The sequence below is a fragment of the Streptomyces sp. NPDC057253 genome, assembly GCF_042669125.1.
Lineage (GTDB): Bacteria > Actinomycetota > Actinomycetes > Streptomycetales > Streptomycetaceae > Streptomyces.
In genome coordinates, this window is the sequence record NZ_JBHUXV010000031.1 from 1 (window position 1) to 26,242 (window position 26,242).

At 72.5% G+C, this 26,242-nt stretch carries 26 protein-coding genes and 1 pseudogene; 10 read left to right on the forward strand and 17 right to left on the reverse strand.

Annotation, left to right across the window (positions count from 1 at the left end; all coding sequences use genetic code 11):
- From ACFULQ_RS18865 to ACFULQ_RS18880, 4 genes are all read right to left on the reverse strand, one after another.
- The coding region (locus ACFULQ_RS18865; protein ID WP_383545118.1) for a PTS sugar transporter subunit IIA at positions 1-538 on the reverse strand (538 nt) is incomplete at its 3' end.
- A 163-nt stretch (positions 539-701) separates the two neighbouring features.
- Positions 702-1,649 (reverse strand): 1-phosphofructokinase, encoded by a 948-nt coding sequence (gene pfkB, locus ACFULQ_RS18870; RefSeq protein WP_383545121.1) that lies wholly within the window; start codon positions 1,647-1,649, stop codon positions 702-704.
- Entirely contained in the window at positions 1,646-2,407 is a 762-nt protein-coding gene (locus tag ACFULQ_RS18875; protein WP_383545124.1) for a DeoR/GlpR family DNA-binding transcription regulator, read from the reverse strand. Before ACFULQ_RS18875 ends, pfkB begins: the two co-directional genes overlap by 4 nt.
- A gap of 176 nt (positions 2,408-2,583) precedes the next feature.
- Complete coding sequence (locus ACFULQ_RS18880) at positions 2,584-4,101, reverse strand: MFS transporter (protein WP_383545127.1); 1,518 nt, start codon at positions 4,099-4,101, stop codon at positions 2,584-2,586.
- 62 nt (positions 4,102-4,163) lie between these two features.
- On the opposite strand from ACFULQ_RS18880, the gene ACFULQ_RS18885 reads away from it, so the two are divergent.
- A complete protein-coding gene (locus tag ACFULQ_RS18885; RefSeq protein ID WP_383545130.1) occupies positions 4,164-5,129 on the forward strand; it encodes a helix-turn-helix transcriptional regulator in 966 nt (321 codons plus the stop codon).
- A 118-nt stretch (positions 5,130-5,247) separates the two neighbouring features.
- Here the strand turns inward: ACFULQ_RS18885 and ACFULQ_RS18890 are convergent, their stop codons facing one another.
- Positions 5,248-5,694 carry an anthrone oxygenase family protein gene (locus ACFULQ_RS18890; RefSeq protein WP_383545133.1) on the reverse strand — a complete coding sequence of 149 codons (447 nt, stop codon included), beginning with the start codon at positions 5,692-5,694 and terminating at the stop codon, positions 5,248-5,250.
- A gap of 90 nt (positions 5,695-5,784) precedes the next feature.
- On the opposite strand from ACFULQ_RS18890, the gene ACFULQ_RS18895 reads away from it, so the two are divergent.
- On the forward strand, positions 5,785-6,363 hold the full coding sequence (locus ACFULQ_RS18895; RefSeq protein ID WP_383545136.1) for a TetR/AcrR family transcriptional regulator: 579 nt from the start codon (positions 5,785-5,787) through the stop codon (positions 6,361-6,363).
- A 70-nt stretch (positions 6,364-6,433) separates the two neighbouring features.
- Here ACFULQ_RS18895 and ACFULQ_RS18900 read toward each other — a convergent pair whose 3' ends face one another.
- Positions 6,434-6,985, reverse strand: a complete 552-nt coding sequence (locus ACFULQ_RS18900) for a TetR/AcrR family transcriptional regulator (protein WP_383545357.1) — start codon at positions 6,983-6,985, stop codon at positions 6,434-6,436.
- A 438-nt stretch (positions 6,986-7,423) separates the two neighbouring features.
- Positions 7,424-8,422 carry an RNA polymerase sigma factor RpoD/SigA gene (locus ACFULQ_RS18905; RefSeq protein ID WP_141205477.1) on the reverse strand — a complete coding sequence of 333 codons (999 nt, stop codon included), beginning with the start codon at positions 8,420-8,422 and terminating at the stop codon, positions 7,424-7,426.
- 193 nt (positions 8,423-8,615) lie between these two features.
- On the opposite strand from ACFULQ_RS18905, the gene ACFULQ_RS18910 reads away from it, so the two are divergent.
- Positions 8,616-9,146 (forward strand): GNAT family N-acetyltransferase, encoded by a 531-nt coding sequence (locus ACFULQ_RS18910; protein WP_383545140.1) that lies wholly within the window; start codon positions 8,616-8,618, stop codon positions 9,144-9,146.
- 1 nt (position 9,147) lies between these two features.
- Here the strand turns inward: ACFULQ_RS18910 and ACFULQ_RS18915 are convergent, their stop codons facing one another.
- A complete protein-coding gene (locus tag ACFULQ_RS18915; protein ID WP_383545144.1) occupies positions 9,148-9,939 on the reverse strand; it encodes a dioxygenase in 792 nt (263 codons plus the stop codon).
- A 119-nt stretch (positions 9,940-10,058) separates the two neighbouring features.
- On the opposite strand from ACFULQ_RS18915, the gene ACFULQ_RS18920 reads away from it, so the two are divergent.
- The gene (locus ACFULQ_RS18920; protein WP_383545147.1) at positions 10,059-10,568 is read left to right on the forward strand and encodes a MarR family winged helix-turn-helix transcriptional regulator; all 510 of its coding nucleotides are present in this window, start codon (positions 10,059-10,061) and stop codon (positions 10,566-10,568) included.
- 91 nt (positions 10,569-10,659) lie between these two features.
- Here ACFULQ_RS18920 and ACFULQ_RS18925 read toward each other — a convergent pair whose 3' ends face one another.
- Positions 10,660-12,198, reverse strand: a complete 1,539-nt coding sequence (locus tag ACFULQ_RS18925; RefSeq protein WP_383545150.1) for an MFS transporter — start codon at positions 12,196-12,198, stop codon at positions 10,660-10,662.
- A gap of 95 nt (positions 12,199-12,293) precedes the next feature.
- Complete coding sequence (locus ACFULQ_RS18930) at positions 12,294-12,938, reverse strand: TetR/AcrR family transcriptional regulator (RefSeq protein WP_383545153.1); 645 nt, start codon at positions 12,936-12,938, stop codon at positions 12,294-12,296.
- A gap of 256 nt (positions 12,939-13,194) precedes the next feature.
- On the opposite strand from ACFULQ_RS18930, the gene ACFULQ_RS18935 reads away from it, so the two are divergent.
- Both ACFULQ_RS18935 and ACFULQ_RS18940 read left to right on the forward strand, forming a co-directional pair.
- Positions 13,195-14,475, forward strand: a complete 1,281-nt coding sequence (locus ACFULQ_RS18935; protein ID WP_383545156.1) for a M6 family metalloprotease domain-containing protein — start codon at positions 13,195-13,197, stop codon at positions 14,473-14,475.
- Between the two features lie 192 nt (positions 14,476-14,667).
- Positions 14,668-16,254 (forward strand): helix-turn-helix domain-containing protein, encoded by a 1,587-nt coding sequence (locus ACFULQ_RS18940; RefSeq protein WP_383545159.1) that lies wholly within the window; start codon positions 14,668-14,670, stop codon positions 16,252-16,254.
- 5 nt (positions 16,255-16,259) lie between these two features.
- On the opposite strand, the gene ACFULQ_RS18945 is transcribed toward ACFULQ_RS18940, so the two are convergent.
- From ACFULQ_RS18945 to ACFULQ_RS18955, 3 genes are all read right to left on the reverse strand, one after another.
- Positions 16,260-16,961: a response regulator gene (locus ACFULQ_RS18945; RefSeq protein ID WP_383545162.1), complete on the reverse strand. Its 702-nt coding sequence runs from the start codon at positions 16,959-16,961 to the stop codon at positions 16,260-16,262.
- A 121-nt stretch (positions 16,962-17,082) separates the two neighbouring features.
- Positions 17,083-17,547: a cyclic nucleotide-binding domain-containing protein gene (locus ACFULQ_RS18950; protein ID WP_383545165.1), complete on the reverse strand. Its 465-nt coding sequence runs from the start codon at positions 17,545-17,547 to the stop codon at positions 17,083-17,085.
- Between the two features lie 192 nt (positions 17,548-17,739).
- Positions 17,740-19,458, reverse strand: a complete 1,719-nt coding sequence (locus tag ACFULQ_RS18955) for a SulP family inorganic anion transporter (protein WP_383545167.1) — start codon at positions 19,456-19,458, stop codon at positions 17,740-17,742.
- A 276-nt stretch (positions 19,459-19,734) separates the two neighbouring features.
- On the opposite strand from ACFULQ_RS18955, the gene ACFULQ_RS18960 reads away from it, so the two are divergent.
- Positions 19,735-20,610, forward strand: coding sequence for a universal stress protein (locus ACFULQ_RS18960; protein WP_383545170.1), 876 nt, complete (start codon positions 19,735-19,737; stop codon positions 20,608-20,610).
- A 15-nt stretch (positions 20,611-20,625) separates the two neighbouring features.
- On the opposite strand, the gene ppk2 is transcribed toward ACFULQ_RS18960, so the two are convergent.
- Entirely contained in the window at positions 20,626-21,429 is an 804-nt protein-coding gene (ppk2, locus tag ACFULQ_RS18965; protein ID WP_383545173.1) for a polyphosphate kinase 2, read from the reverse strand.
- Positions 21,430-21,574: 145 nt separating this feature from the next.
- On the opposite strand from ppk2, the pseudogene ACFULQ_RS18970 reads away from it, so the two are divergent.
- A pseudogene (locus ACFULQ_RS18970) lies at positions 21,575-21,670 on the forward strand (hypothetical protein); the annotation flags it as partial.
- Positions 21,671-21,691: 21 nt separating this feature from the next.
- Here the strand turns inward: ACFULQ_RS18970 and ACFULQ_RS18975 are convergent.
- The 3 genes from ACFULQ_RS18975 to ACFULQ_RS18985 all read right to left on the reverse strand — a co-directional run bounded on the left by ACFULQ_RS18975 (position 21,692) and on the right by ACFULQ_RS18985 (position 23,499).
- Positions 21,692-22,342: a universal stress protein gene (locus tag ACFULQ_RS18975; RefSeq protein ID WP_383545176.1), complete on the reverse strand. Its 651-nt coding sequence runs from the start codon at positions 22,340-22,342 to the stop codon at positions 21,692-21,694.
- 96 nt (positions 22,343-22,438) lie between these two features.
- Positions 22,439-23,020 (reverse strand): hypothetical protein, encoded by a 582-nt coding sequence (locus tag ACFULQ_RS18980; RefSeq protein WP_383545179.1) that lies wholly within the window; start codon positions 23,018-23,020, stop codon positions 22,439-22,441.
- Between the two features lie 119 nt (positions 23,021-23,139).
- Positions 23,140-23,499, reverse strand: coding sequence for an STAS domain-containing protein (locus tag ACFULQ_RS18985; RefSeq protein WP_383545182.1), 360 nt, complete (start codon positions 23,497-23,499; stop codon positions 23,140-23,142).
- Between the two features lie 254 nt (positions 23,500-23,753).
- Between ACFULQ_RS18985 and ACFULQ_RS18990 the strand changes: the two genes are divergently transcribed.
- Together ACFULQ_RS18990 and ACFULQ_RS18995 are read left to right on the forward strand one after the other, a co-directional pair.
- Positions 23,754-24,212 (forward strand): pyridoxamine 5'-phosphate oxidase family protein, encoded by a 459-nt coding sequence (locus tag ACFULQ_RS18990; protein WP_383545185.1) that lies wholly within the window; start codon positions 23,754-23,756, stop codon positions 24,210-24,212.
- A gap of 261 nt (positions 24,213-24,473) precedes the next feature.
- Positions 24,474-26,210 carry a GAF domain-containing protein gene (locus ACFULQ_RS18995; protein ID WP_383545188.1) on the forward strand — a complete coding sequence of 579 codons (1,737 nt, stop codon included), beginning with the start codon at positions 24,474-24,476 and terminating at the stop codon, positions 26,208-26,210.
- Positions 26,211-26,242: the final 32 nt, after the last annotated feature.

Sequence of the window (26,242 nt, forward strand, 5' to 3'; positions counted from 1 at the left end):
CCGCCGAAGCGCCCTCCGCGCCGACCGCTGCCCCGGAAGCGCCCCCGGCGCCACCCGCACCCGCGGAAGCACCCGCGCTCGCCGCAGCCGCAGCCGCCTCGTCCCCGCGGATCAGCGCCGCCGCGCCCGCCGCGTCCCCCACCGACCGCAGCGCGTCCGTGAACTCGGTGTTCATCAGTTGCCGGGCCAGGGACGACAGGATCGTCAGGTGGGCGTCGTCGGCGCCCGCGGGGGCCGCGATCAGGAAGATCAGGTCGGCGGGGCCGTCCGGCGCGCCGAAGTCGATACCGGCGGCGCTGCGCCCGAAGGCGAGCGTCGGCTCGGTGACGTGCTCGCTGCGGCAGTGCGGGATGCCGATGCCGCCGTCGAGGCCGGTCGGCATCTGGGCCTCGCGGGCGGCCACGTCGGCGAGGAAGCCCTCCAGGTCGGTCACCCGGCCCAGGGCGACCATGCGCTCGGCGAGGGCACGTGCCGCCGCTTCCTTGGTGTCGGCGGACAGGTCGAGGTCGACCAGGTCCGCGGTGATCATCTCGCTCATCGCGGGCTCCTTCGCACGCGTATCGCCCGGGGAGTGGAGTGGGCGTATGGGGAGGGGACGGGGGTGGAGCGGGGGTTCGGGGGGAGGGGGGCGGAGGCGCGGAGTAACAGCGCGGGGACGGCCGTACCGGAGGGGAGCGGGGCGGTCACCGCGACCGGGCCGCTCATGACACCGGCTCCTGCAGGGGGCGGTCCACCGGGACCTCCGCCGTGACCGTGACCGCCGCGGGGTCCAGGTCGGCCGGGGTCGGCATCACGCTGCCGGGCAGCTGGACGGCGGCGGCGCCGTGGGCGACCGCGGAGGCGAGGGCCCGCCGGCCGCTGCCGCCGGCGATCAGGAAGCCGGCCAGGGACGAGTCGCCGGCGCCGACATTGCTGCGTACGACGTCCACGCGCGCGCTGCCGAACCAGGCGCCCGAGCCGTCCACGAGCAGTTGCCCGTCCGCGCCCAGGCTCGCCAGCACGGCGCGGGCGCCCATCTCGCGCAGCTCCTCGGCGGCCTTGAGGGCGTCGCCCACCGTGGCGAGAGGGCGTGCGACGGCCTCCGCGAGCTCCTCGGCGTTCGGCTTCACCACGTCGGGCCGTTCCCGCAGGGCCTCCTGAAGGGCGCGCCCCGAGGTGTCCAGCGCGATCCGGGCGCCCCCGGCGTGCGCCCGCGCGACCACCTCGGCGTACCAGGAGGGCGCGAGCCCCCGGGGCAGACTGCCGCAGCAGGCGATCCACGAGGCGTCCCGCGACTGCGCGCGAACCGTCTCCAGGAGGAGTTCCTGCTCCTCGACGGAGAGTTCGGGACCCGGTGCGTTGATCTTCGTGAGCACCCCGTCGGACTCGGCGAGCGCGATGTTCGAGCGGGTGGCGCCCGCGACCGGCACCGGAGCGACCTCGATGCCCTGCGCGTCGAGCAGGTCGGCGACGAGCGCGCCCGGCGCACCGCCCAGCGGCAGCACGGCGACCGTGCGCCGGCCCGCGGCGGCGACCGCGCGCGAGACGTTGACGCCCTTGCCACCGGGGTCCATGCGCTCGCCGGTGGCGCGGATGACCTCGCCGCGCTCCAGGGCTGGGACCTCGTAGGTGCGGTCCAGGGACGGGTTGGGGGTGACGGTGAGGATCATGCGCGCACTACTTCCGTGCCGCCGCGCTCGATGGCGGCGGCGTCTTCGGGGCTCAGACCGCTGTCGGTGATCAGCAGGTCCACATCGCCCAGGTCGCCGAAGCGGGCGAAGTGCTCCTGGCCGTGCTTGGCGGAGTCGGCGAGGAGGACCACTCGGCGGGCGGCGGCGATCGCCGCGCGCTTGACCGCGGCCTCGGCGAGGTCGGGGGTGGTCAGGCCGTGGTCGGCGGAGAAGCCGTTGGCCGCCACGAAGAGGACGTCGGCCCGGATCTCGCCGTACGCCCGCAGCGCCCAGGCGTCGACGGCGGCGCGTGTACGGTGCCGTACCCGCCCCCCGACGAGGTGCAGCTGGATGCCGGGGTGGTCCGCGAGGCGGGCCGCGATCGGCAGGCTGTGGGTGACGACGGTGAGCGAGGCCTCCAGCGGGACGGCGGCGGCGAGGCGGGCCACGGTGGTGCCGGCGTCGAGGATCAGGGTGCCCTCGGTCGGCAGTTCCGCGAGGGCCGCCTTGGCGATGTGGTCCTTCTCGTCGGCCGCGGTGGTCTCGCGCTCGGCGAGGTCCGGCTCGAAGTCGAGGCGCCCGGCCGGGATGGCCCCGCCGTGCACCCGGCGCAGCAGGCCCGCGCGGTCGAGGGCCTTCAGGTCGCGGCGGATGGTCTCGGCCGTGACCTGGAACTCCTCGGCCAGCGAGACGACGTCCACCCGCCCGCCGTCCCGCGCGAGCCGGAGGATCTCCTGCTGCCGCTCCGGTGCGTACATGTCCGCTCACCTCCGATCCATGCCCGAACGTGTGGTTTCAGTTCGGAGGCTACGCGCGGATTTCGGGAAAGTAAACAGGTTCGGGCGTCATTCGGGCATGAACGGACTTCCGGTCCTGTCCGAGTACGGCAGAGGCCCGGTACCTGAGCAGGTACCGGGCCTGTTCGCTCGACCGGTCAGGAGACCAGCTCGGGCTCCTTCTCCTCCACCACGGGAAGCTCGCCCGCCCCCTCCACATGTTGGGCCGGCCGCTTCGGCAGCGCGAACATCAGCAGGAAGATGACGACCATCACCGCCGCGACCCACCCGAGCGCGTGCTGGAAGGCGTCCACGAAGGCCGGGCCCACCTGCTCCGGCCGCAGCCGGTCGCCGATCACCCCGAAGAACACGACCGACACCAGTCCGAGCCCGAGCGCGTTGCCCATCTGCTGCACGGTGTTGATGAGCCCGGACGCCGACCCGGCGTGCTCCTTCGGCACCTCCGAGAGCACCGCGTCCGTGAGCGGCGCGACGATCAGGCCCATGCCCACGCCCATCACGACCAGCGGCAGCGCCATCTGCCAGGAGCTGATCGCCATGCCGTACCGCTCGGCCTCCCAGAGGTAGAGCAGCACGCCGAGCGCCATCAGCAGCGCGCCGGCCTGGAGGACCTTGCGCCCGAAGCGGGGCACGAGCTGCTGCACCGAGAGACCGGCGGCCGTGGAGACGGCGAGGGAGAACGGCACCCCAGTCAGCCCCGCCTTCAGCGGGCTCCAGCCGAGGCCGGTCTGCATGTAGAGGGTCCACACCAGGAAGAAGATGCCGAGCCCGACACCGAAGACGGTCTGCACCGCGATCCCGGCCGCGAAGCTCTTGACCCGGAACAGCGACAGCTCGATGAGCGGCGACCCGTCCCGCGCGGCCTTCCGCTTCTCGTACGCCACCAGCGCGGCGAAGACGAGGGGCGCGCCGGCCATCGACACGTACCCCCACAGCGGCCAGTCCAGCTCCTCGCCGCGGGTCAGCGGGTAGAGCAGCATCAGCAGCCCGAGCACGACCATGGCCACACCCACCAGGTCCAGCTTCAGCGCCCGCGGAGCCTTGGACTCGGTGATGAAACGGCTGCCGAGCACCAGGCCCGCGATCCCGACCGGCAGATTGATCAGGAAGATCGGCCGCCATTCGAGCCCGAACAGGTTCCACTCGGTCAGCAGCGCGCCGAGCAGCGGACCGGACACGGCCCCGAGCCCGACGATCGCGCCGAACAGCCCGAACACCTTGCCCCGCTCGTGTGCCGGGAAGGTCGCGTGCACGATCGACAGGACCTGCGGAACCATCATCGCGGCCATGCCGCCTTGGAGGATCCGGGCCGCGACCAGCATCTCCGGGTTCGCCGCGAAGCCGCACAGCGCCGACGCGAGCGTGAAGCCTCCGATGCCGACGAGGAACAGCCGCTTGCGCCCGTGGATGTCACCGAGCCGCCCGCCGGTGATCAGGCCGGCCGCGAAGGCGAGGGCGTAACCGGCGGTGATCCACTGGATCTGGCTGACGGAGGCGCCGGCGTCCTGCCGGATGGACGGGATGGCGATGTTGACGATCGTGACGTCGACGAGGTCCATGAAGGCCGCGGTCATCACGATGGCGAGGGCGAACCAGCGACGCCGGTCGCCCGCGGCGGGCGGTACAGCGGTGGATGTGGTCTCGGTGGAGGTCATGCAGCGAAGCTACGACCCCAATAGGTCAGATCGTGTCCTACTTCTGCGGCATCCTCGAACTCATGACGACGGACACCCCGGCACGGCTCCTGACGCTCCTCTCCCTCCTCCAGACGCCCCGCGAATGGCCCGGCGGCGAGCTCGCCGACCGCCTCCAGGTCTCCCGCCGCACGGTCCGGCGGGACATCGACCGCCTCCGTGAACTCGGTTATCCCGTCCAGGCGACGAAGGGCTCCGAGGGCGGCTACCGGCTGGTCGCCGGCAAGGCGATGCCACCGCTGGTCCTCGACGACGAGGAGGCGGTGGCGATCGCGGTCGGCCTGCGGGCGGGGGCGGGGCACGCGGTCGAGGGGGTGGACGAGGCGTCCGTACGGGCCCTGGCGAAGCTGGAACAGGTCCTGCCCTCCCGGCTGCGGCACCGGGTGTCCACCCTCCAGGCCGCGACGACTCCGCTGACCAGCGGGGACGGGGCGAGCATCCCGACCGGGACGCTGACCGTGATGGCGTCCACGGTGGCCGGTCACGAGCGGCTCCGGTTCGCCTACCGCGCGAAGGACGGGGCGGGGTCGCGCCGCGTGGTGGAGCCGTACCGGCTGGTCTCCACGGGGCGGCGCTGGTACCTCGTCGCCTACGACCTCGACCGCGGCGACTGGCGGACGTTCCGGGTGGACCGGGTGAGCGAGCCGTTCGCCACGGGTGCGCGGTTCGCTCCGCGGGAGTTGCCGACGGGGAGTGCGGCGGAGTATCTGCGGCAGTCGATGTACCGGCGCCAGGAGACGTACGAGCTGGTCGTGACGTTCGAGGCGGATGTGTCGGTGGTGGGGGCGCGGGTGCCGGGGTGGCTGGGGGTGCCGGAGTCCCTGGGCGAGGGCCGGTGCCGGTTGCGGAGCTCGGTCGGGGACGCGGTGGAGTGGATGGCGGTGCGGTTGGCGATGACGGGGGTGGAGTTTCGGGTGGAGGAGCCGGCGGAACTGGTGGCTGCGGTGCGGGAGTTGGGGGGGCGGTTGGTTCGGGCGTCGGGCGCGTGAGGGGGGTGGGGCGGCGGTTGGTGGGCGGGTGCGGGTTGGTGGGGGCTGGTCGCGCAGTTCCCCGCGCCCCTTGGTGGGTGAAGGGCACGTGCGCCACAACGTTCCCTTCCTTTGCGTGTCAGGCGCGGGCGACTGCCAGCAGGGCGAAGGCTGTGATGATCTCGGCGACTCGGACGTAGTGCCAGCGGTTCCAGCGGTTCAGCTGCTGCTTCCAGTCGGCGGGGCGGTTCTCGGGGGTCCAGGTCTTGTTGCGGTTGTTGATCGGGACCAGCAGCAGAATCGACATGACCACGCTGAGCAGCAGCAGCGCGCCGGCGGTGACGACCAGGCCGGAGCCGTCGTGGTGCCGTCCGGCGACGGCCCAGACGGCGACCAGGACGAGCGAGGTGATGTACCAGACGGGCATGACGGCGCCGAGCATCCGGCCGCCGTGGGCGTGGCCGAGCTGGGCGCTGTCCTCGGGCAGGGCGTTGAGGATCGGGCCCAGGACGAAGGCGACGGCGAACTCCACCCCCACCATCAGGCCGACGACCACGGTGGCGATGACCTCCAGCGAGTTGAGCATGATGATCCTCCCGGGATCTAGCATTGCTAGCCGATGAGGCAACGCTAGACCTACTGCCGCTCGATTGTCTAGCGGTGCTAGGATCAGGTCATGTCGGTACAGGAACGCAAGGAACGTGAGCGGGCGGAGCGCGAGCGCCTCATCGTGGCGACCGCCCGCGAGATCGCCGAGCAGCAGGGCTGGGACGCGGTCACCACCCGCCGGCTCGCCGAGCGCATCGAATACAGCCAGCCCGTGCTCTACAGCCACTTCCGCGGCAAGCGCGAGATCATCGGGGCCGTCGCGGTCCAGGGCGCCGCCGAGATCGCCGTGGCGGTGCGGGCCGCGACCTCCGGCGCGGGCAGTGCGCGTGAGCGGGTGGCCGCCCTCGCCCGTGCCTACCTCGACTTCGCCGCCCGCAACCCGGCTGTCTACGACGCCCTGTTCCAGCTCGACGGCGGCCTGGCCTTCGCCCAGGAGGACACCCCGGAAGCCCTGAAGGACGCGTTCGCCGCACTGCTGGAGAGCCTGGGCGAGGTCGCCGGGGACGGCGTCGACCCGGGCCTGTTCACCGAGTTGTTCTGGGCGTCCCTGCACGGCCTGGCCACCCTGACCCGAGCAGGCCGCCTGCCCCCGGCGGACATCGAGCCGAGGGTGGAGCTACTGGTGAACCGACTCGCGGCGCTCTGACCTCGTGGCGGCGGGCCCAGCGCCTTGACCTGGCCCTGGACCCAGCCTCAGGCGTCCCGAGAAAGCCCCCTCACGCACCCCCAAGAAACTCCCCCACCGCCCCCAGATTGCCCACGGCCACCCCCAGCAGCCCCTCCGTCGGTTCCTCGCCCGCCGCCCATGCCTCGACGGCCGTTCGGACGGCTGCGCTGGCCACTGCCGCCAGCAGGCGCACGTCCTCGCGGCCCGTGCGCTGCGTGAGGACTTCCGCCAACCGGCGTTCCGACGAGCGGCAGACCTCCGCCCACACGCGCCGCAGCCCCGGGTCGGAGTCCGCGAGGCGGATCAGGGTGCGGACGAAGGTCCAGGAGGAGACGGAGACCTGGTCCCCCGGTGTCAGCGTCCGCCGCACGCCGTGGGCCAGGGCCTCGGCGACCGACAGCTCAGCCGGGGCGGACAGCACCGCCTGTGCCCACAGCTGCGCCCCGGCCGCGTACAGCGGCGCCACCGCCTCCTCCTTGGTCGCGAAGTAGCGGTAGAAGGTCCGCGGAGCCACCCCGGCCGCGAGCGCGATGTCCTCCGCCCGGGTCTCCCGCAGCCCCTGCCGCACGAACAGCTCCCCCGCGGCCCGGGCGATCTCCATCCGGGTCGCCGCTTTTCGCCGCTCGGTCAGGGAGGCGGCCGCCGGGAATGCGGCCGAGGAATCGGACAACGCGCTGCTCACGATCTGCACGCTATGCCGATGTGACACAATCTGCCATCCGGTGGGCCACCCCGTGGTTCAGGTACGGGGTGACCCACCGACCCCACCGACCCGCGCCCCGCGTCCCGCGCACCGGCAGAAAAAAGAGCCGGACCCCGGCGCCCGGGGGGAGGGGCACCGAAGTCCGGCTCTGGGAGAGTCCCGGCGCCGGGGGGGTGCGACGGGACTTGGTTCAGGCGGGCCTGGAGGCGAGGCCTCCGGACCCGAACTCCTGGACCCTGAAGTCTTGTTCCCAGGGTCCAGGGGGTTGAAGCGACCGAGTACGGCCATGTTTGAGCGCTCTTTCGCCACCCGGCGTACGCGGGCGGCATACCCCGCTCACGCCGCCGCGTCGAACCCGGTGCTGCGCGCCAGCTTCTTCAGCTCCAGCAGCGCGTGCTTCTCGATCTGCCGGATCCGCTCGCGGGTGAGGCCGTGCTCCTTGCCGACCTCGGTCAGTGTGCGCTCCCGGCCGTCCTCGATGCCGTACCGCATCTTGATGATGGAGGCCGTGCGCTGGTCGAGGCGGCCGATCAGGTCGTCCAGCTCCTCGCTGCGCAGCAGCGTCAGCACCGACTGCTCCGGGGACACCGCCGAGGTGTCCTCCAGCAGGTCGCCGAACTGGGTGTCGCCGTCGTCGTCCACCGACATGTTCAGGGAGACCGGGTCACGGGCCCAGTCCAGGACGTCCGTCACCCGCTCGGCGTTGGAACCGAGCTCGGCGGCGATCTCCGCGGGCTCCGGGTCGCGGCCGTGCTCGCGGTTGAACTCGCGCTGCACGCGGCGGATGCGGCCCAGCTCCTCCACGAGGTGGACGGGCAGCCGGATGGTGCGGGACTGGTCGGCGATGGAGCGGGTGATGGCCTGACGGATCCACCAGGTCGCGTACGTGGAGAACTTGAAGCCCTTGCGGTAGTCGAACTTCTCGACCGCGCGCACCAGGCCGGCATTGCCCTCCTGGATCAGGTCGAGCAGGGGCAGTCCGCTGCGGGGGTAGCGGCGGGCCACGGCGACGACCAGGCGGAGGTTGGAGCGGATGAACACGTCCTTGGCGCGCTCCGCCTCCTCCACCAGGGCCTCCAGCTCCTCGCGGGTCGCGTCCGCCTTGGCCTCCTCGAACCCGTCGAGGACCTGTCGGGCGAACACACCCGCCTCGATGATCTGGGACAGCTCGACTTCCTTGGCGGCGTCGAGCAGCGGTGTACGCGCGATCTCGTCGAGGTACATGCCGACCAGGTCGCGGTCGGCGATCTCGCCGCCATGGACGCGAACACTGCGGGCCGCGTCGGTCGACCCGCCGGTGGCGGACGTACGACGGGCGACGGCACGGGTTGCCATGCGTGCTCCCTTGCGATGGTGGGGTCAGCGGGTGGTCCTTGGACGCTGGGTCCCGGCTCCGGTTGCTTTCCGGACTCTCCTCGGGTGCCCTGCATCCGATGGAAACAACGACTGGAAACCGGACAGAATTCCCAACCCGTCCCCCTATTTTTCTGATCTTGCAGTATCCTGCCCGGTCACACGAGGAGGCGTGATGTCTTCGGAAGGTACAGAGGTGCAGGTCAGGCCGGGAGTCGAAGGTGACCTCGTCGCCCTCACCGCCCTCTACAACCACTACGTTCGTGAGACGCCCATCACATTCGACACCGCTGTCCTCACCCCGGAAGAGCGCCGCCCTTGGCTGCTCTCCCACCCTGAAGACGGCCCGTACCGCCTGATGGTTGCCGCCGACACGGACTCGACAGGAAGCTCACAGCGGATCCTCGGCTACGCCACATCCAGCCCCTTCCGCGCCAAGGCCGCGTACGCGACCTCGGTGGAGGTCACGATCTACCTCGCCCCGGACGCGGGCGGCCGCGGCATCGGCACCCTTCTCTACAAGGCTCTGTTCGAGGCCCTCGCGGGGGAGGATCTGCATCGCGCCTATGCGGGTATCGCCCAGCCGAACGAAGCGTCCACGCGGCTGCATGAACGCTTCGGGTTCCGGTACGTCGGCACCTACCGGGAGGTGGGCCGCAAGTTCGGCCGCTACTGGGACGTCGCCTGGTACGAGAAGGACCTGTAGCTCAGCCGAACTGCACCGACCGCTTCGCCATCCCCATCCAGAACCCGTCGATGACGGACTTCTGGGTGTCCAGCTCGCCGCTCACGTCGGCCGCGCCCATGGTGACGAACAGCGGCGCGAAGTGCTCGGTGCGCGGGTGGGCGTAGCGCCCGGCCGGGGCCTTGTGGAGGAAGTCGAGCAGGGAGTCCACGTCCCGCGCCTCCAGCGCCCGCCGGCCCCAGTCGTCGAACTCGGAGGACCAGGTGGGCACGCCGGGCCCGGTGTGGCGCAGGGCGGCGAGGTTGTGGGTGAAGAAGCCGGAGCCGACGATCAGCACGCCCTCCTCGCGCAGCGGGGCGAGCTTGCGGCCGATCTCCATGAGCCTGACCGGGTCGAGGGTCGGCATGGAGATCTGCAGGACGGGGATGTCGGCCTCGGGGAACATCTCGACGAGCGGGACGTACGCGCCGTGGTCCAGGCCGCGGTCCGGGATGTCCTGCACCGGGATGCCGGGGGCGCGCAGCAACTTGCGCACGGACTCGGCGAGTTCGGGGGCGCCGGGGGCGTCGTAGGTCACCCGGTAGTAGTGCTCGGGGAAGCCCCAGAAGTCGTAGACGAGGGGGACACGGGTGACGGCGCCGAGGGCCAGGGGGGCCTCCTCCCAGTGGGCGGAGACCATGAGGATCGCCTTGGGCCGGGGCAGGTCCGCGGACCAGGCGGCGAGCTCACCGGGCCAGATCGGGTCGTCGGCGAGCGGCGGGGCCCCGTGGCTCAGGTACAGGGCGGGCATGCGCTCCAGCGTGTCGGCGGACATGGTGGGGACTCCTCCGGTACTTCCGATGCAACTGATGCTTCAAATTTAAAGCTTCTTCCTGCATGACTGTACGCCTCATTTGTTTAAGCTTCAAGGAGAGAGCTCGTAGAGTGGGATACATGAACACGGCACCCGTCCCCGATGAAGAGCCCCGGTGGCTCGACGACGAAGAACAGCGCATCTGGCGCTCGTACGTGCACGCCACGACCCTCCTCGAGGACCATCTCGACCGCCAGCTCCAGCGGGACGCCGGCATGCCGCACATCTACTACGGGCTGCTCGTCGGCCTCGCCGAGGCCCCGCGCCGGCGGCTGCGGATGACCGAACTGGCCATGAAGGCGAAGATCACCCGCTCCCGGCTCTCGCACGCGATCGCCCGCCTGGAGCGCAACGGCTGGGTGCGCCGGGAGGACTGCACCGACGACAAGCGCGGCCAGTTCGCGGTGCTCACCGACCCGGGCCTGGAGATGCTCAGGGGCGCCGCGCCGGGCCATGTGCGGGCCGTGCGCAACGCCGTCTTCGACCGGCTCACCCCGGAACAGCAGAAGTCCCTCGGCGAGATCATGCAGATCGTCGCCGAGGGACTCCAGCCGAACGAAGCGGGTGCGGATCTGCCCTGGCTCCGCTGAGCCAGGGCAGGTCCTTGGTTGTCGTACGTGCGGAGCGTCCCCATCCCCGTACGTACGACAGATCCGAAGGGGTACGACCGGACGGTCGTCGTCAGTGGGCGACGACCGGGACCGCCAGATCCTCCTCGGCGCCCTCGCCGGAGGCCACCGCGGTGGTGTCCGGACGGCCGGCGTTGACGAGGGTCACGACGATGACCGCGGCCAGCACCAGCATGCCGACGGCGAACCAGATCGCGTTGGTGTAGCCGTGCACCTGGCCCTCCAGCGTCACCAGCTGCTGCTGGGAGTTGGAGGCCGCGGACCCGATGTGGTCCTTGATGTACGCGGTCGTGGCCGACGCGGCGATCGTGTTCAGCAGGGCCGTGCCGATCGCGCCGCCCACCTGCTGCGAGGTGTTGACCATCGCGGAGGCGACACCGGCGTCACGGGGCTCGACGCCCAGGGTGGCCAGGGACATGGCGGGCATGAAGGCCGTACCCATGCCGAGACCGAGCAGCAGCATCGCGGGCAGGATGATCGAGACGTACGACGAGCCGATCTCCAGCTGCGTCATCAGCAGCATGCCGACCGCGGCGACCAGGAAGCCGGGGCCCATCAGCAGCCGGGCCGGCAGCCGGGTCATCAGACGGGTGCCGATCTGGGTCGAGCCGACCATCATGCCGACGATCATCGGCATGAAGGCGAAGCCGGTCTTGATCGGCGAGAAGCCCTTCACGATCTGCAGGTAGTAGGTGAGGAACAGGAAGGTGCCGAACATCGCGATGATCGCGATGCCGAGCGAGAGGTAGATCCCGCCGCGGTTGCGGTCGGTGACCACGCGCAGCGGCAGCAGCGGGGCCTTGACCTTGGCCTCGGTGACGACGAAGGCGATCAGCAGGACGGCCGACGCGACGAACATCGAGACGGTCACGGTGTCGCCCCAGCCGTCGGACTCGGCGCGGGTGAAGCCGTAGACCAGCGCGACCAGGCCCAGGGTGGACAGCAGGACGCCGGGGATGTCGAGCGGGTTGCGGTTGCGGCCGCCCTCGGGCTCACGGATGACGAAGTACGCGCCGAGCGCGGCGACGATCGCGAACGGGATGTTCACGAAGAAGGTCCAGCGCCAGTCCATGTACTCGGTCAGCACACCGCCGAGGATGAAGCCCACGGCACCGCCACCACCGGCGATGGCGCCGTAGATGCCGAAGGCCTTGGCGCGCTCCTTGGCGTCCGTGAACATCACGGCGAGCAGGGACAGCGCGGCGGGCGCGAGCAGCGCGCCGAAGACGCCCTGGAGGGCGCGGGCGCCGAACATCATGGCGCCGGAGGTGGCGGCACCGCCGAGCGCGGAGGCCGCGGCGAAGCCGATCAGGCCGACCACGAAGGCGTTCTTGCGGCCCCACAGGTCGGCTATGCGGCCGCCGAAGAGCAGGAGTCCGCCGAAGGCGAGGGCGTAGGCCGTGACGACCCACTGCCGGTTGCCGTCGGAGATGCCGAGGTCGGTCTGGGCGGAGGGCAGGGCGATGTTCACGATGGTCGCGTCGAGCACGACCATCAGCTGGGCGAGCGCGATGAAGACGAGCGCTTTCCAGCGGTTGGCGTCACCGGACGGTGCCGGTGCGCTCGGAGCCTTGGCGGCTGTTTCAGACATGGGGGTACCCACTTCGGGACTTCGGTTCGGAAAAGGTCTTCGAGGACGTACTAGGGACTGGTCTGGTGTTCTGAACTCATCGGCGCCGGATCGGGTCAGGCCCGGCGCAGGTCCTCCAGGGTCATGGCCGCGCCCGGGAGGACGGAGCGGGCCGGGGCCCGCAGTCCGTCCAGGAACAGCTGGAGATGGCGGTGGACGTACCGGTCGACCTGGAAGCAGGCGGTGCCCGCCGGCGGCCGGCTGAGCTGGGCGACCATGAGCAGCAGGTCACCTGAGTCCACGTCGGTACGGAGCTGGCCGGCCGCCTTCGCGCGGTTCATGAGCTCGACGACGAGCTCCTCGCACCGCACGCGTGCGGCCTCCAGGTCCCGGTGGTGCTGGTCGAAGGTGCTCTGGATCATCGGGCACATCGCACTGATCCGCTCGTCGGCGGCGGTGTGCACGAAACGCTCCAGCGCCTCGAAGGCGTCCCCGGTCTCGGCGAGCGCGATCTCGGCCGCCTCGGTGGTGCGGTCCATGACCGAGCACACCACCTCGCGGACGAGCGCGTCGCGGTCGGGGAAGTTGCGGTACACCGTGGCATTGCCGACGCCGGCCCGGCGGGCGATCTCGTCGAGCGGCACATCCGGGCCGAACTCGACGAACATCTCGCGGGCGGCGGTGACGATCCGCTCGCGGTTGCGCAGGGCGTCGGCGCGGGGCCGGGTCACCTTGCGCGGTGCGGTCGTCGTGGCGGTCACGGTGTACTCCCCTCCAGGTCTGGTTTCGGCGATCCGGGGAACTGCTCCCCGTTTCGCTCGGACACAGGTCTAAACGGGGAGACGCTCCCCGGTTATTTCGGGTTGAGGAGAAAACATGTTGTGACCTGAGTCACATCTCCTTCGGTACCCACGTTCGGTCTCCTCCAGCGCGCGCCCGCCCCTGCTCCGGCAGAGGGTGATCGAAAAGGTGCAGCCTTCTGACCAGCGGCTGCCGCGCTCCGAAGGGTGCCCCCGCATGCCGTGGACCAGCCGTCGCATACGCCCGCGCCGGGTCGCCGCCCTCGTCTCCGTGACCGCGCTGACCCTCGCGGTCGGCACCTCGGCCCCCGGCGGGCGGCTCACCGCGAAGGCCCCGACCGCGGCCGGTCCCGCCGCCCTGGCCCGCTCCGACTCCCACGGCGCCTGTCTGCTCAGCGGCGGCCCGGCCGTCCAGATGTCCGAGGGCCTGCCCACGCCCGGCGGCTACTCCCGCTCCACCGGCACGGTCCGTGCGCTGACCCTGATGGTCGACTTCTCCGACGCGCCGGGCTCGGGGACCGCGCAGAGCCGGTTCCGTGAGTTCTTCCCGCAGACCCAGGACTGGTTCCGCACGAGTTCCTACGGCCGTCTCGACTACCGCCCCGAGACGCCGATCCCCGACTGGCTGCGCATGCCGAGGCCGTTCCGGTCCTACGGCATAGAGCGCGGCGCCCCCTTCGACCCCGGCTACCGGCGGCTGGTCCAGGACATCGTGGCCGCCGCCGATCCCAGGGTGGACTTCCGCTCGTACGACTTCCTGAACGTGCTGGTGACCCCGAACGCCGGGCCGTCCGCCCTCGACACGGTCCTGTCGGTGACCTTCGCCGGCAACACGGACGCGCCGGTCGCGGACGGGGTGCCGGTGGCCAACGCGTCCTTCGTGTACTCGCGCCAGGACGACGGCTCAGGCTCCTACGACCGGACCGGCTACCGGGTGCTGCCGCACGAGAACGGCCATGTCTTCGGGCTGCCGGACCTGTACACCCAGCAGGGCGGGGGTGCGGTCGGCCACTGGGACATCATGAGCGAGGACTGGGGGGCCGACAACGACCTCCTCGGCTGGCACAAGTGGAAGCTGGGGTGGCTGGACGCGGCGCAGGTCTCCTGTGTGGCGGAGCGCGGCACGACGCAGTACACGCTGACCCCGCTGGCCCGGCCGGGGCTCGGCACGAAGCTCCTCTTCGTCCCGCTCAGCCGGCGCACCGGCTACGCGGTCGAGCTGCGCACCCGCGAGGGCAACGACGAGACGGTGTGCCGGCCGGGGGTCCTCGTCTACCGGGTCGACGCGAACGTGGACACCGGCCGCGGACCGGTGCGGGTGTACGACTCCCACCCCGACAGCGGGGGTTGCACCCGCTCCCCCAACGTCCACGCGGAACTCTCGGACGCGCCGCTGATCGTGGGCGAGGAGTTCCGGGATCCGCGCAGGGGGGTTCGGGTGCGGGTGGAGACGGTGGATGGGGAGGGGAACGTCCGGGTCGGGGTCACGCGGGGGTAGGGCTGGGGGGGCGGTGCCGGGCTCGGCTGGGGAGTGGGTGCGGGTTCGTCGTGGCTGGTCGCGCCCACGCGGCGGAGCCGCACATCGACACAGCCCCGCGCCCCTGGGGGCCGTCCTCGCCGGTCTCAGCGGCGTGACCGGGGGTGGGGCGGACTACCGTAGGCGTGTCCCGATCGCCGTACCGGAGAACCGATGCCCGTTGAGACGCCCCCTTCACCGGAGGCACCGGAGTCCGCTGTGCCCGTCGAGGTGGTTGCGCCGTTGGTCCGGGGGGTCGGGGTGCTGCGGGAGTTGAGCGAGGCTGGTGGGACGTTGAGTCTGAGCGGGCTGGAGCGGGCCACCGGGCTGGCGCGTTCCACGGTCGACCGGATCACCTCGACGCTCCAGCGCATGGGGTACGTCCGGCTGGACGGCCGGGACGCGGTGGCGACCCCCCGTCTCATGGAACTCGGCAACGCCTATCTCGCCGCCCTGCGCCTGCCCGCACTGCTCTCCGCACGGGCCGACGCCCTCGCCGACGAGCTGGACGAGTCGGTGTCGCTGGCGGTCGCCGACCGGGACGGCATCCGCTTCATCCACCAGGCCACCCGCCGCCGCGCGATGTCCCTCAGCTTCCGCATCGGCGACCTGCTCCCCGCCGAACGCACCGCGCCGGGCCCCCTGTTCGCCTCCGAGTGGACCGACGCCGAGTGGCGGGCCTGGCGGACGCGCCGGGCGGCGGATCCGGAGAACCGGGCCTTCACCGCCGTACCGCCCCGCGAACTGCCCTTCCCGGACGCGGAGTTCGAGCAGCGGGCGGACGCGGCGGGCCGCACCGGCTGGGCGCTGGACGACCAGTTGATCGAGCCGGGCCTGGTCGCGGTCTCCGTCCCGGTCAGGGATCCGCGCACGGGCCGGATCGCCTGCGTGGCCAACGTCGTGAGCCACACCAGCCGGCACACGGCGACCGACCTGCGCGACACCCTGCTGCCCCGGCTGCGGGCCACGGTGGCGGAGATGGAGCACGAACTCGCCACCGTCCCCGAGCCGGACCCGGGCCCGCCCCCCGTGGACCTGGCCTCCTGGATCGGCGCGTCAAAACACGAACTGGGCCGGGAGTTCATCGAGTCCCTCGCCCGGGGGCTCACGGTCCTCACGGCGTTCGGCGCGGGCCGGGCGGCGCTGACCCTGACGGACGTGGCGCGGGCGACGGGACTGGCCCGGGCCACCGCCCGCCGGGCCCTGATCACCTACGAACACCTGGGCCTGGTCCGCCAGCAGCCGGAGTCCCGGACCTTCACCCTCACCCCCCAGGTCCTGTCCCTGGGCTTCCCGCCCCTGTCCCGTACGACCCTCCCCCGCATCGCCGCCCCGCACCTGGCGGACCTCTCGGCCCGGGTGAGGGAGTCGACGGCACTCGCGATCCTGGTCTCCGGAGGCCCGGACGCGGAGATCCAGTACACGGCACGGGCGGTGTCCCCGCGGATCATGGGCGTGGACATCAGGGTCGGCACCCGGCTGCCGGCCGCGGCCACCTCGCTGGGCCGGGTGCTGCTGTCGGACACCACGGACCACGCCCTGCTCGACGAGGACTGGGAGGACGGCCTGCGCACCCTCGCCGTCCCGCTCCGCGACCGTGGTGGCCGGGCGGTCGCCGCGCTGGGCGTGGCCCTGCACGCGGCGGGCCGCACGGAACGGGAGTGCGTCGAGGAGATCCTCCCGGAACTGCGCCGCACGGCGGCCCACGTCGAGCGGGAACTCCACGCGGCGAGCCGCTTCACCCGGGTCCCGCTGCTGTGACGGGCTCACCTGGCCGAGTGGTCGTCGGTTTCCGGCTGCTCCAGCTGGGAGGCGAGGACCGCGGCCTGGACGCGGCGCTGTACGCCGAGCTTGGCCAGCAGGCGGGAGATGTGGTTCTTGACTGTCTTCTCGGAGAGGTAGAGCTTCTTGCCGATCTCGCGGTTGGTGAGGCCGTCGCCGATCAGGGCGAGGATGTCCCGCTCGCGGGGTGACAGGCTCGCCAGCTCGGGCGACAGGGCCGGTGTCTCGGCGGGGTCGGCGCGCAGGGTGCGCATCAGACGGGCCGTGGTCGCGGGGTCCAGCATGGACTGGCCCGAGGCGACCGTGCGGACCGCCGAGACCAGGTCGGAGCCCCTGATCTGCTTGAGGACGTAACCCGCGGCCCCGGCCATGATGGCGTCCAGCAGGGCGTCCTCGTCGTCGAACGACGTCAGCATCAGACAGGCCAGCTCCGGCATGCGGCTGCGCAGCTCCCGGCAGACCGTGATGCCGTCGCCGTCCGGGAGGCGTACGTCGAGGACGGCGACATCGGGGCGCAGCGCCGGAGCGCGGACGAGGGCGTGCTCGACGGTGTCGGCGTCGCCGACCACGCGGATACCCGGTTCGGCGTCGAGGAGGTCGGTGATACCGCGTCGTACCACCTCGTGGTCGTCCAGCAGGAACACGCGGATCGGGTTCTGCTCCGTGAAGGTGCGTGTCTCGGTCATGACGACCTCTCGTCCCGGTGGCGTACGGGCTGCGCGTCACCCGTGACGACGATCATCGCGTGCCGGGGCCCGGACGCACTAGGGCCGACCGGCCCTACTAGGGCTCGGACTCCTTCGCGGTTCAGACGGGGCTGCCGGCGCCGTACGGCGCGTACAGGTCCAGCAGCCGGGTCCGGGCCGAGCGCAGGCGGTGGGCGAGCACGTCGCCGACCCACTGAGCGAGGGCGTTGCCCATCGCCGGGTCGTCCTGGCACATCAGGCGGACGGCGGTGGCGTCGAACTCGTACGCCCGCACCGGCGTCGTCGCCTCGGCGCCCAGATGATAGACGTGCGGGCTGAACAGCCAGGACCAGCCGACGAGTTCGTTGTGCCGGAGGGTCTCGATGACCGCCGCGCGGCGGCCGGGCACATGCATGTCGAGCTCGACCGTGCCGGTGCGGATGATCCAGAACCGGTCCGCCTTGCCGCCCTCCTCGAACAGCCGCGCCCCCTGGGGGACGGACACCTCGCGGGCGACGCGCATGAGGCGCTGCCGGTGCTCGGCGGGCAGCGCCCGCAGCATGCTGGGCGTGGGGGTCGTGATCATGACGTGCCTCCCTGCGGGATCCCGGAACTGCCGACTCCAGCGTGGGTCCGCAGCCCGAGCGCGAGCCATGGGCCACCCGGCCCCGGGGCCGGGCCACACGGCTCCGCGGCGGAGACCTCCGGGTCGGCGCGAGCGGGTCGATGTGCGCGCCTTCGAGCCGGCCCGGCGGATCGCCCTCCCCTGGAAGCGCTGCTACTCGGCGTCCGCCTGGGGCCGGCGGCGGTACGCGGCCACCGCGGTCGGCAAGGTGGGGAAGATCAGGTCCGGGCCCACCGAGTCCGCGAGGCCGTACGCCCTGAGGTCGTCCAGGAGGTCCTGTTTGACGCGGGCCAGGGCGAACACGATGCCCCGGGCGGTGAGTTCGCGGCGCAGTTCGTCCACGGCGTCGAGGGCGGTGATGTCGACCTCCACATTGGCCTCGGTGTTGAGGACGAACCACCGTACGGGCGCGGTCTGCTGGTCGACCGCGGCCAGGGCGCGGCGGCGGAAGTTCTCGGCATTGGCGAAGAAGAGCGGGGAGTCGTAGCGGTAGACGAGCAGCCCGGGGATCGTGCGGGCGGTCGGGTAGTCGTCGACGTCGTGCATGCCGGCCACCCCCGGCACCACGCCCTCGATCGCGTCGTGCGGGCGGGCCACCCGGCTCAGCAGCTCGGCGACCGACAGGCCGACGGCCACGAGGACGCCGTAGAGGATGTCGAGGGCGAGGACCCCGGCCAGGCAGCCGAGCGCGAGCAGCAACTCGCGGCGGCGGAACGCGGCGAGGCGGCGGAAGCCCGCGAGGTCGACCATGCGGACGGCGGCGTAGACGACGAGCGCGCCGAGGACCGCGGAGGGCATCCGGCTGAGCAGAGGGCTGAGGAAGAGCAGGACGGCCAGCACGGCCGCCCCGGCGACCAGGGAGTACGCCTGACTGCGGGCGCCCGCCGAAGAGGCGAGCGCGGTGCGGCTGGCGCTGCTGCTGACGGGGAAGCCGTGCAGGACGCCCGCGCCGAGGTTGGCCGCGCCGAGGGCCAGGAACTCCTGGTCGGCGTCGAGCCCGGGGCCCTCGTCGCCACGTGGGGCGAACGCCCGCGCGGTGAGGATGAAGTCCGTGTACGCGACCAGGAGCACACCGAGGGCGGGGAGGACGAGACCCGGGATCTCGCCGAAGTCCGGCCACGCCAGGGTGGGCAGGCCCGAGGGCACCTCGCCGATCACCTTGACGCCGTAGCGGCCGTCGAGGTCGAGGATCACCACGGCGAGCGTGGCGAGGACGACCGCGAGCAGCGGTCCGGGCACGGCACGGACGTGTCCCGCCATCACGAAGAGCAGCACCAGCACGGCGCCGGAGAGGACGACGGTGGCCGGGTGGGCCTCGGGCAAGTCCTTCACGAAGGACCACAGTTGGGGGAAGAACCGGGTCTCCGTCGTCCCGACGCCGGTGAGCTTCGGCAGCTGGTCCACCACCATGATGAACGCCACGCCCGCCAGATAGCCGATCAGGACCGGGCGGGAGAGCAGGTCCGCGAGGAAGCCGAGGCGTACGGCGCGGGCGAGCAGGCACAGGAGGCCCACGGTGACCGCGAGCGTGGCCGCGAGGGTCGCGTAGCGGCCGGGGTCACCGGCGGCGAGCGGGGCGACCACGGTGGCCGTCATGAGGGCGGTCGTGGACTCCGGGCCGACCGAGAGCAGGCGTGAGGAGCCGAGCAGCGCGTACAGGGCGAGGGCGGGCAGGATCGCCCACAGCCCGGCGACCGGCGGCAGTCCGGCCACCCCTGCGTACGCCATGACCTGCGGCACGAGGTACGCGGCCACGGTGAGGCCGGCCAGCAGGTCGCCGCGCAGCCAGGCGCGCCGGTAGCCGAGCAGGACGGCGGCGCCGGGGGCCAGGGGCCGCCGGCGCGTCCCGTGTCCGCCTGTGTCGCGTGCCATGAGCACCTCTTTCGTACGGCCCCAGTTCCGGCCTCAGGTCCGGCCTCAGGTCCGGCCCCAGGTCCGGCCCCAGGTCCGGCGCCAGGTCCGGCCCCAGGTCCGGCGCCAGGTCCGGCCTCAGGATCCACCACCGTCCGCGGCGTCGTCAGGTACCGGCCAACCCCGACACCGGCCGGTTGGGCCGGTCGGCCCCTGCCAGGGACCTGCGGCCCCTGCCGGGGGCCTCGTCCGCGGACGACGCTCGTGTCGGAGCCCCCGAGTCAAGAGGTGGAGACCATGCCCCGCGAGACCATGCCCCGCACCATCGTCGTCGGCGTCGACGGCTCCGAGCCCGCGCTGCGGGCCGTGGACTGGGCGGCGGACGAGGCCGCCCGGCGCGGGCTGCCGCTGCGGCTGGTGTACGCGTCGCTGTGGGAGCGGTACGAGGGCGCGCAGCTCGCCGAGGATCTCGGCAAGCCGTCGGAGCAGGTGCGGGCCGAGGACGTCGTGGCGAGCGCCGCCCGGCGTGCCTCGGCCCGGCGGCCCGAGGTGGCCGTCTCCACCGACGTGCAGCCCGAGGAACCCGAGTACGCGCTGGTACGGGAGAGCCGCAGCGCGTCCCTCCTGGTGACCGGGACCCGCGGCCGCGGCGGTCTCGCCGGGGCGGTGCTGGGCTCGGTGAGCCTGCTGGTGGCCGGGCACGCCCACTGCCCGGTGGTCGTCGTACGCGGCGACGCCCCTCCCGCACCCCACCACCGGGTGGTGGTCGGCGTCGGTGAGGAGCCGGCGACCTCGGCGGCGGTGCGCTTCGCCGCGGAGGAGGCGCGGCGGCGAGGCGCCGAGTTGGAGGCCGTACGGGCCTGGCGGTGCCCGGCACACCAGACCACCGACCATCCGCTGCTCGCCGGGGAGCCCGCCCGGCTGCACGAGCAGCAGGCGGCGGAGGCGCTGGAGAAGGCGCTCCAGGAGGTCCCCGACGGGGTCGCGGTGCGCCGCCGCACGGTCGAGGGACAGCCGCGCACCGTGCTGGTGGAAGCCTCGCGCGACGCCGACCTCCTGGTCCTCGGGGCCCGCCGCCGGCAGCGGCACTTCGGACTCCAGCTGGGCCGGATCGCCCACGGCGTGCTGCACCACTCGGCCTGCCCGGTCGTCATCGTGCCCGAACAGGCGTGAGAGATCACCGGCTGCTCAGAGGCTCGCCGCATGGTCGGGGACGTAGGTCTGAAGATCACGCGGCGGGCGCTGGTAGCCGGTCGACGGCGGGCGCGCGGGCAGCTCCAGCACGGGGGGCGGGACGTCGGCGTAGGGCACCGAGTCCAGCAGGTGCGCGATCATGTTCAGGCGGGCCCGCCGCTTGTCGTCGCTCTCCACGACGTACCAGGGAGCCTCCGATATGTCCGTGTGCACCAGCATCTCGTCCTTGGCCCGGGAGTACGCCTCCCAGCGGCTGATGGACTCCAGGTCCATCGGGGACAGCTTCCAGCGCCGCAGCGGATCCTCCAGACGCCGCCGGAAGCGCTCCTGCTGCTCGGTGTCGCTCACCGAGAACCAGTACTTGCGCAGCACGATCCCGGCCTCGACGAGCATCCGCTCGAAGATCGGGCACTGGCGCAGGAACAGCCGGTACTCCTCCTGCGTGCAGAAGCCCATCACGTGCTCGACGCCGGCCCGGTTGTACCAGGACCGGTCGAACAGCACGATCTCGCCGGCCGCCGGCAGATGCTCGACGTACCGCTGGAAGTACCACTGCGTGCGCTCGCGCTCGGTCGGCTTCGGGAGCGCCGCGATGCGGGCGACCCGGGGGTTGAGGTGCTCGGCGACGCGCTTGATGGTGCCGCCCTTGCCCGCCGCGTCCCGGCCCTCGAAGACCACCACGAGCCGGGTGCCCGTCGCGCGCACCCACTCCTGGAGCTTCACCAACTCCGTCTGAAGACGCAGCAGTTCCTTCTCGTACGCCTTGCGCGACAGCTTCGCCGCGTCCTTCCCGGCCATGCCGCCTCCACCCTCCGACGACCTCTTCAGCCACCCCATGGTCGCGGTCGAACACCTGGACGCCACCGTACTTTCCGATGACGAACTGCGCACCCTGGACGCCCACTGGCGGGTCGCCGACCACCTGGCCACCGGACAGATCCGCCTGCCCCACCTGGCCGTCCGGGTGGTCAACGTCGTCGACATGACCCGGCTGCTGCCGCGCGAGGAACACCCGCACGGGTTGGGCGACTTCGAGTACGGCGCTGAGGGCTTGTGCGACCTACGGCTGTGAGGGCACCACGGCGACGGGGCACAGGGACTCGGTCACGAGTGCGCGTGTCCTCTCGCCGAGCCTGCCCCGCGCCTCGCGGCCCACGACCACCAGCCCGGCGTTCGCCGAGAGTTGCACCAGGGCGTGGACGGGGGGCAGGGCCCGGACGTCCTCCAGGACCTCCACCCCCGGATACTTCTCCCGCCATGGCCGCAGGGCGTCGGACAGCAGTTGCACCTCTTGGTCCTCCCAGGCTCCGCGGTCCTCCTCCGGTACCCCGAAGGGCAGTTCGGCGGCGCGGGACGGGAGCTGCCAGGCGTGCACGGCCCGCAGCCGTACGCCCCAGCGCCGGGCGGTGTCGAAGGCGAAGCCGACGGCCGCCGCCGCGGGGTCGCGGGCGTCCACGCCGAGGACCGTCTCCGCGGCGACGGGCTCCCCGGCCCCCTCGGGGACCAGGACGACCGGGCACGCCGAACCGGAGACGGCGTCCAGGTCCCCCGCGTCGGCCACGACCAGCTCCGCGCCCTCGGGGACGGCCGGGGTCCAGTGACGGTTCACCCGGAGCGCGAGCCCGCGTCGGGCCGCTTCCCGGGAGGCCCAGCGGGCGGCGGCCCGGGAGGGCGCGGAGGGGCCGACGTGGGCGACGATGACACGTTCCATGTGCGCTGCCTTCCTGAGGGTCTGCCTTCCTGGTGGTCTGCCTTCCTGGGGATCTGGTGACCTGGCCCTCCTGGCGATCTGCCGTCCTGGCGGACCTCAGCCGGTGCGGTGCCCCCATTTCGGGCCGATCAGGTCCCATTCCCGGTCCCAGCCCGCCATGCGGCGCTGGTCGAGCCGCCAGCGGGCGAGGGCTCCGGCGGTGTGGACGCCGCCGGCGAGGGCCAGTCCCGCGAAGCCGCCCGTCACGGCCGCCTCGACGCCCGCCTCCGTGGCGCTCGGTGGTTCGGTGACCAGCGCGCCCCGGCCGTCCTGCCAGACCACGACACGGGTGCCGGACCTCAGACCGACGGTGACCAGGGTGCGGTCCACGTGGGTGGAGCCGTCGGGAGCCCTCCAGCGCACCTGCGCGAGATCCGTGTCGCCCGACGACCACTTCCCCGACGCCGGCTTCGGCACGTCGGCGAGGAGGACGGCGTTCACGGCGTGCCGGTCCGCGCGCTGCCGGTCGAACTCGGCCTCGGTGGCGTGCGCCGTGACCAGGCCGACGGTGGTGCCTCCCACGACGGTGAGTGTCCACACCGCCAGGACGACCCAGGCCTCGACGACGTCGTCGCGGCGGCGCAGGGGGTTGCTCCGCCAGCGCCAGAACCGCTGCCTCCCGGGGTTGCCACGTCGCATGGTGCCGCACCTCCTCCGGTCCTTCGTCCCCCCTCGAAGGTCGCAGCCCCGCCGGGTGCCCGACGCGGGCCGACCGGGTGCCGCATCAGGGCCGAACGGCCCTAGATCACCACCCGGCCCTAGATCACCACCCGGCTCGGGAGCACCTCGGACAGCTCCCGGTGGATCTCGAAGACCCCGGCGAGACCCGCGGCGCGCAGGAGCCGCGGGAAGCGGCCGTCGCCGTTGACCAGCCGCAGCCGTCCGCGGCGGGCCAGGACCCGGTTGCGGACCCGGCACAGGACCGCCAGTCCGCCACAGTCGATGAACGACACCTCGGTCAGGTCGACCACCAGGTCCGGGTGCGGGCCGTAGGTCAGCGAGTCGAGCAGGACCGTCAGCGGGACGGCCGTCACGAGGTCCATCTCACCGCGCGGCGTCACGACGGTCGTTCCGGCGACGGTACGGACCGCGTGGGCCGGCACAGGCCTCGTGAGCATGTCGTTCATGGTCAGATCCAAGCCGCGCCGGTGGCCGGTACGGAAGGGCCGAACGGTCCCATCGCCCTGGTCCGGCAGGCCCTGGTCCGGCGGTCGCGGCGGGCCCCCGCCCGGCCCGCGAGCAGGACCCGACCGGCCCAAGCGGCATCGTCGTACGACGACCACCCTGGACCTCATGAAGGTCTTGCCCACTGAGAAGGTCGTGCTCGGCGGCGAACGGCACGACGTCGTGGCCGCGGGCGGCTGAACGGCCCATGTACGCCAACGACGGATTCCGCGAACTCGACCGGGACGAGTGCCTGCGGCTGCTGGCGGGCGCGCCGGTCGGCCGTATCGTGCACACCCGCGGGGCCCTGCCCGCGGTCCTGCCGGTCAACTTCGCGCTGGACGAGCACGGAGCGGTGGTGCTGTGCACCTCGGCGGCGTCGGAGCTGGTGCGCGCGGTCGACGGCGCGATCGTCGCCTTCGAGGCGGACGCCGTCGACGCGGTCCGCCGCTCCGGCTGGAGCGTCGTCGTCACCGGCACCGCGAGCGTCGTCACCGACCCGGCCGAACACGCCCGTCTGGCCCGCACCGGCCCGCGCTCCTGGGTGCCCGCGCCCGAGGAGGTCTACGTCCGTGTCGAGCCGGAGCTGGTGACGGGCCGCGAACTCGTGGGCGGGCACAGTGCGTACGGCCGCCTCGACGTGGGGGTGTGGCGGCCGGGTGCCTGACCGCTGCGCCGGCCCGCACGGGGCGCCGGTGCCCCGGAGCGGATCCGTACAGGGCGCTGCCGGAGCCCCGGAGCCGGCCCGCGCAGGGCGCCGGCGCCCCGGAGCGGAAGGTCGGCGGGGAGCGCCCCCTCTCCCGTCGGCGCGCCCTCGGCGCCGGGTGAACGGCCTCTGATTCCGTAACGTCGCGCGCCGCGTGCCGGTAGCGTGACAAGTGACCGGGAGCGGCCGGTGTCCACCCGCCGAGGGACCGAGGAGACGCAGGTGGGAAGCCACGAAGAGCCCCGGGAGATCCGGCAGGCCCGGGTACGGCTGCCGCAGCTGCGGCTGGACGAACTGCTGGAGGAGCTCCAGGCGCGCCTGGACGCGGCCCGCGGCACCCGCGACCGGGTGCACAGCCTGCTGGAGGCGGTGCTGTCCGTCGGCCGGGAGCTCGATCTGGAACAGGCCCTGCGCGGCATCGTCGAGGCCGCGGCCGTGCTGGTCGACGCCGAGTACGCGGCCCTCGGCGTGATCGGCCCCGACGGCAGACGGCTGTCCGCCTTCCACACGGTCGGCGTGGGCGAGGAGGAGATCGCCCGGATCGGTCCCTTCCCGGAGGGCCACGGCATCCTCGGCGAGCTGATCCGCCACCCCGAGCCGCTGCGGCTGGCGAAGATCTCCGAGCATCCGGCGTCGTACGGCTTCCCGCCCAACCACCCGCCGATGAACACCTTCCTCGGGGTGCCCATCCGGGTGCGCGAGCAGGTCTTCGGCAACCTGTACCTGACCGAGAAGCGGGGCGGGGCGCAGTTCGACGAGGAGGACGTCTCGGTGACGTCCACGCTGGCGGTGGCGGCCGGTGTCGCCATCGACAACGCCCGCCTGTACGAGGAGTCGCGGCTGCGGGAGCGCTGGCTGCGGACGAACGCCGAGATCACCCACACCCTGATGTCCGGCGGCGAACAGGGTGAGGTCCTCGGGCTGATCGCCGACCGCGCCCGGGAGATCACGGGCGCGGCGCTGGCCGTGGTCGCGGTGCCGATGGCGGACACCGGTTCGCTCGTCATGGAACTCGCCGTGGGCAAGGACGCGGAGGCGCACCGGGGCCTGGTGGTGCCCGGGGAGGGCAGCCTGATCGGCGCGGCCTTCTCCTCCGGCACGCCCGTCACCAGCGGTGACGTGTCCCACGACGAGCGCGTGTCCCCCGAGCCCGCCCGTTTCGCCGGGCTCGGTCCCGCCGTGGCGGTGCCGATCGGGACGAACCCCGGCGCGGTCCGCGGAGTCGTGCTGCTGGTCCGGGAGGCGGGTCGTGCGGTGTTCTCCGGCAAGGAGATCGAACCGCTGAAGGGCTTCGCGGCGCAGGCGGCGGTCGCGATCGAACTGGCGGAGCGGCGCGCGGACGCCGAGGAGGTGGCGGTGCTCCAGGACCGCGACCGGATCGCCCGTGACCTGCACGACCTGGCGATCCAGCGGCTCTTCGCCACCGGCATGACCCTCCAGAGCGCCGGCCGCTTCATCGAGCACCCGGAGGCCTCCCAGCGGGTGGTGCGCGCGGTGGACGACCTGGACGAGACGATCAAGATCATCAGGTCGACGATCTTCGGACTCCGCTCCCGTGACGGTGTCGACGACACCGGCCTGCGGGCCCGCGTAGTGCGGATCGCGGGCGAGGCGGCGCCGGTGCTCGGCTTCGCGCCCAGCGTGCGGATGGAGGGCCTGATCGACACCGACGTCCCGCGCGAGACCGGCGACCACGTGATCGCCGTACTCTCCGAGGCCCTCACCAACATCGCCCGCCACGCCCACGCCGACCGTGCCGACGTCGCTCTCACGGTCGGCTCCGGCCGAGTGCGCCTCACGGTCACCGACAACGGCGTCGGCATCCCACCTGACGGCCGCCGCAGCGGCCTGCGCAACATGGCGGAACGAGCCCGGCAACTGGGGGGCGAACTGGAACTGGGTGAGCGGGAGGGGGGCGGGACGAGGTTGGTGTGGGGGGTGCCGATTGTGGCGGGTTAGTAGGGGTACGCCCGGCCCCTGAACGCGGTGAA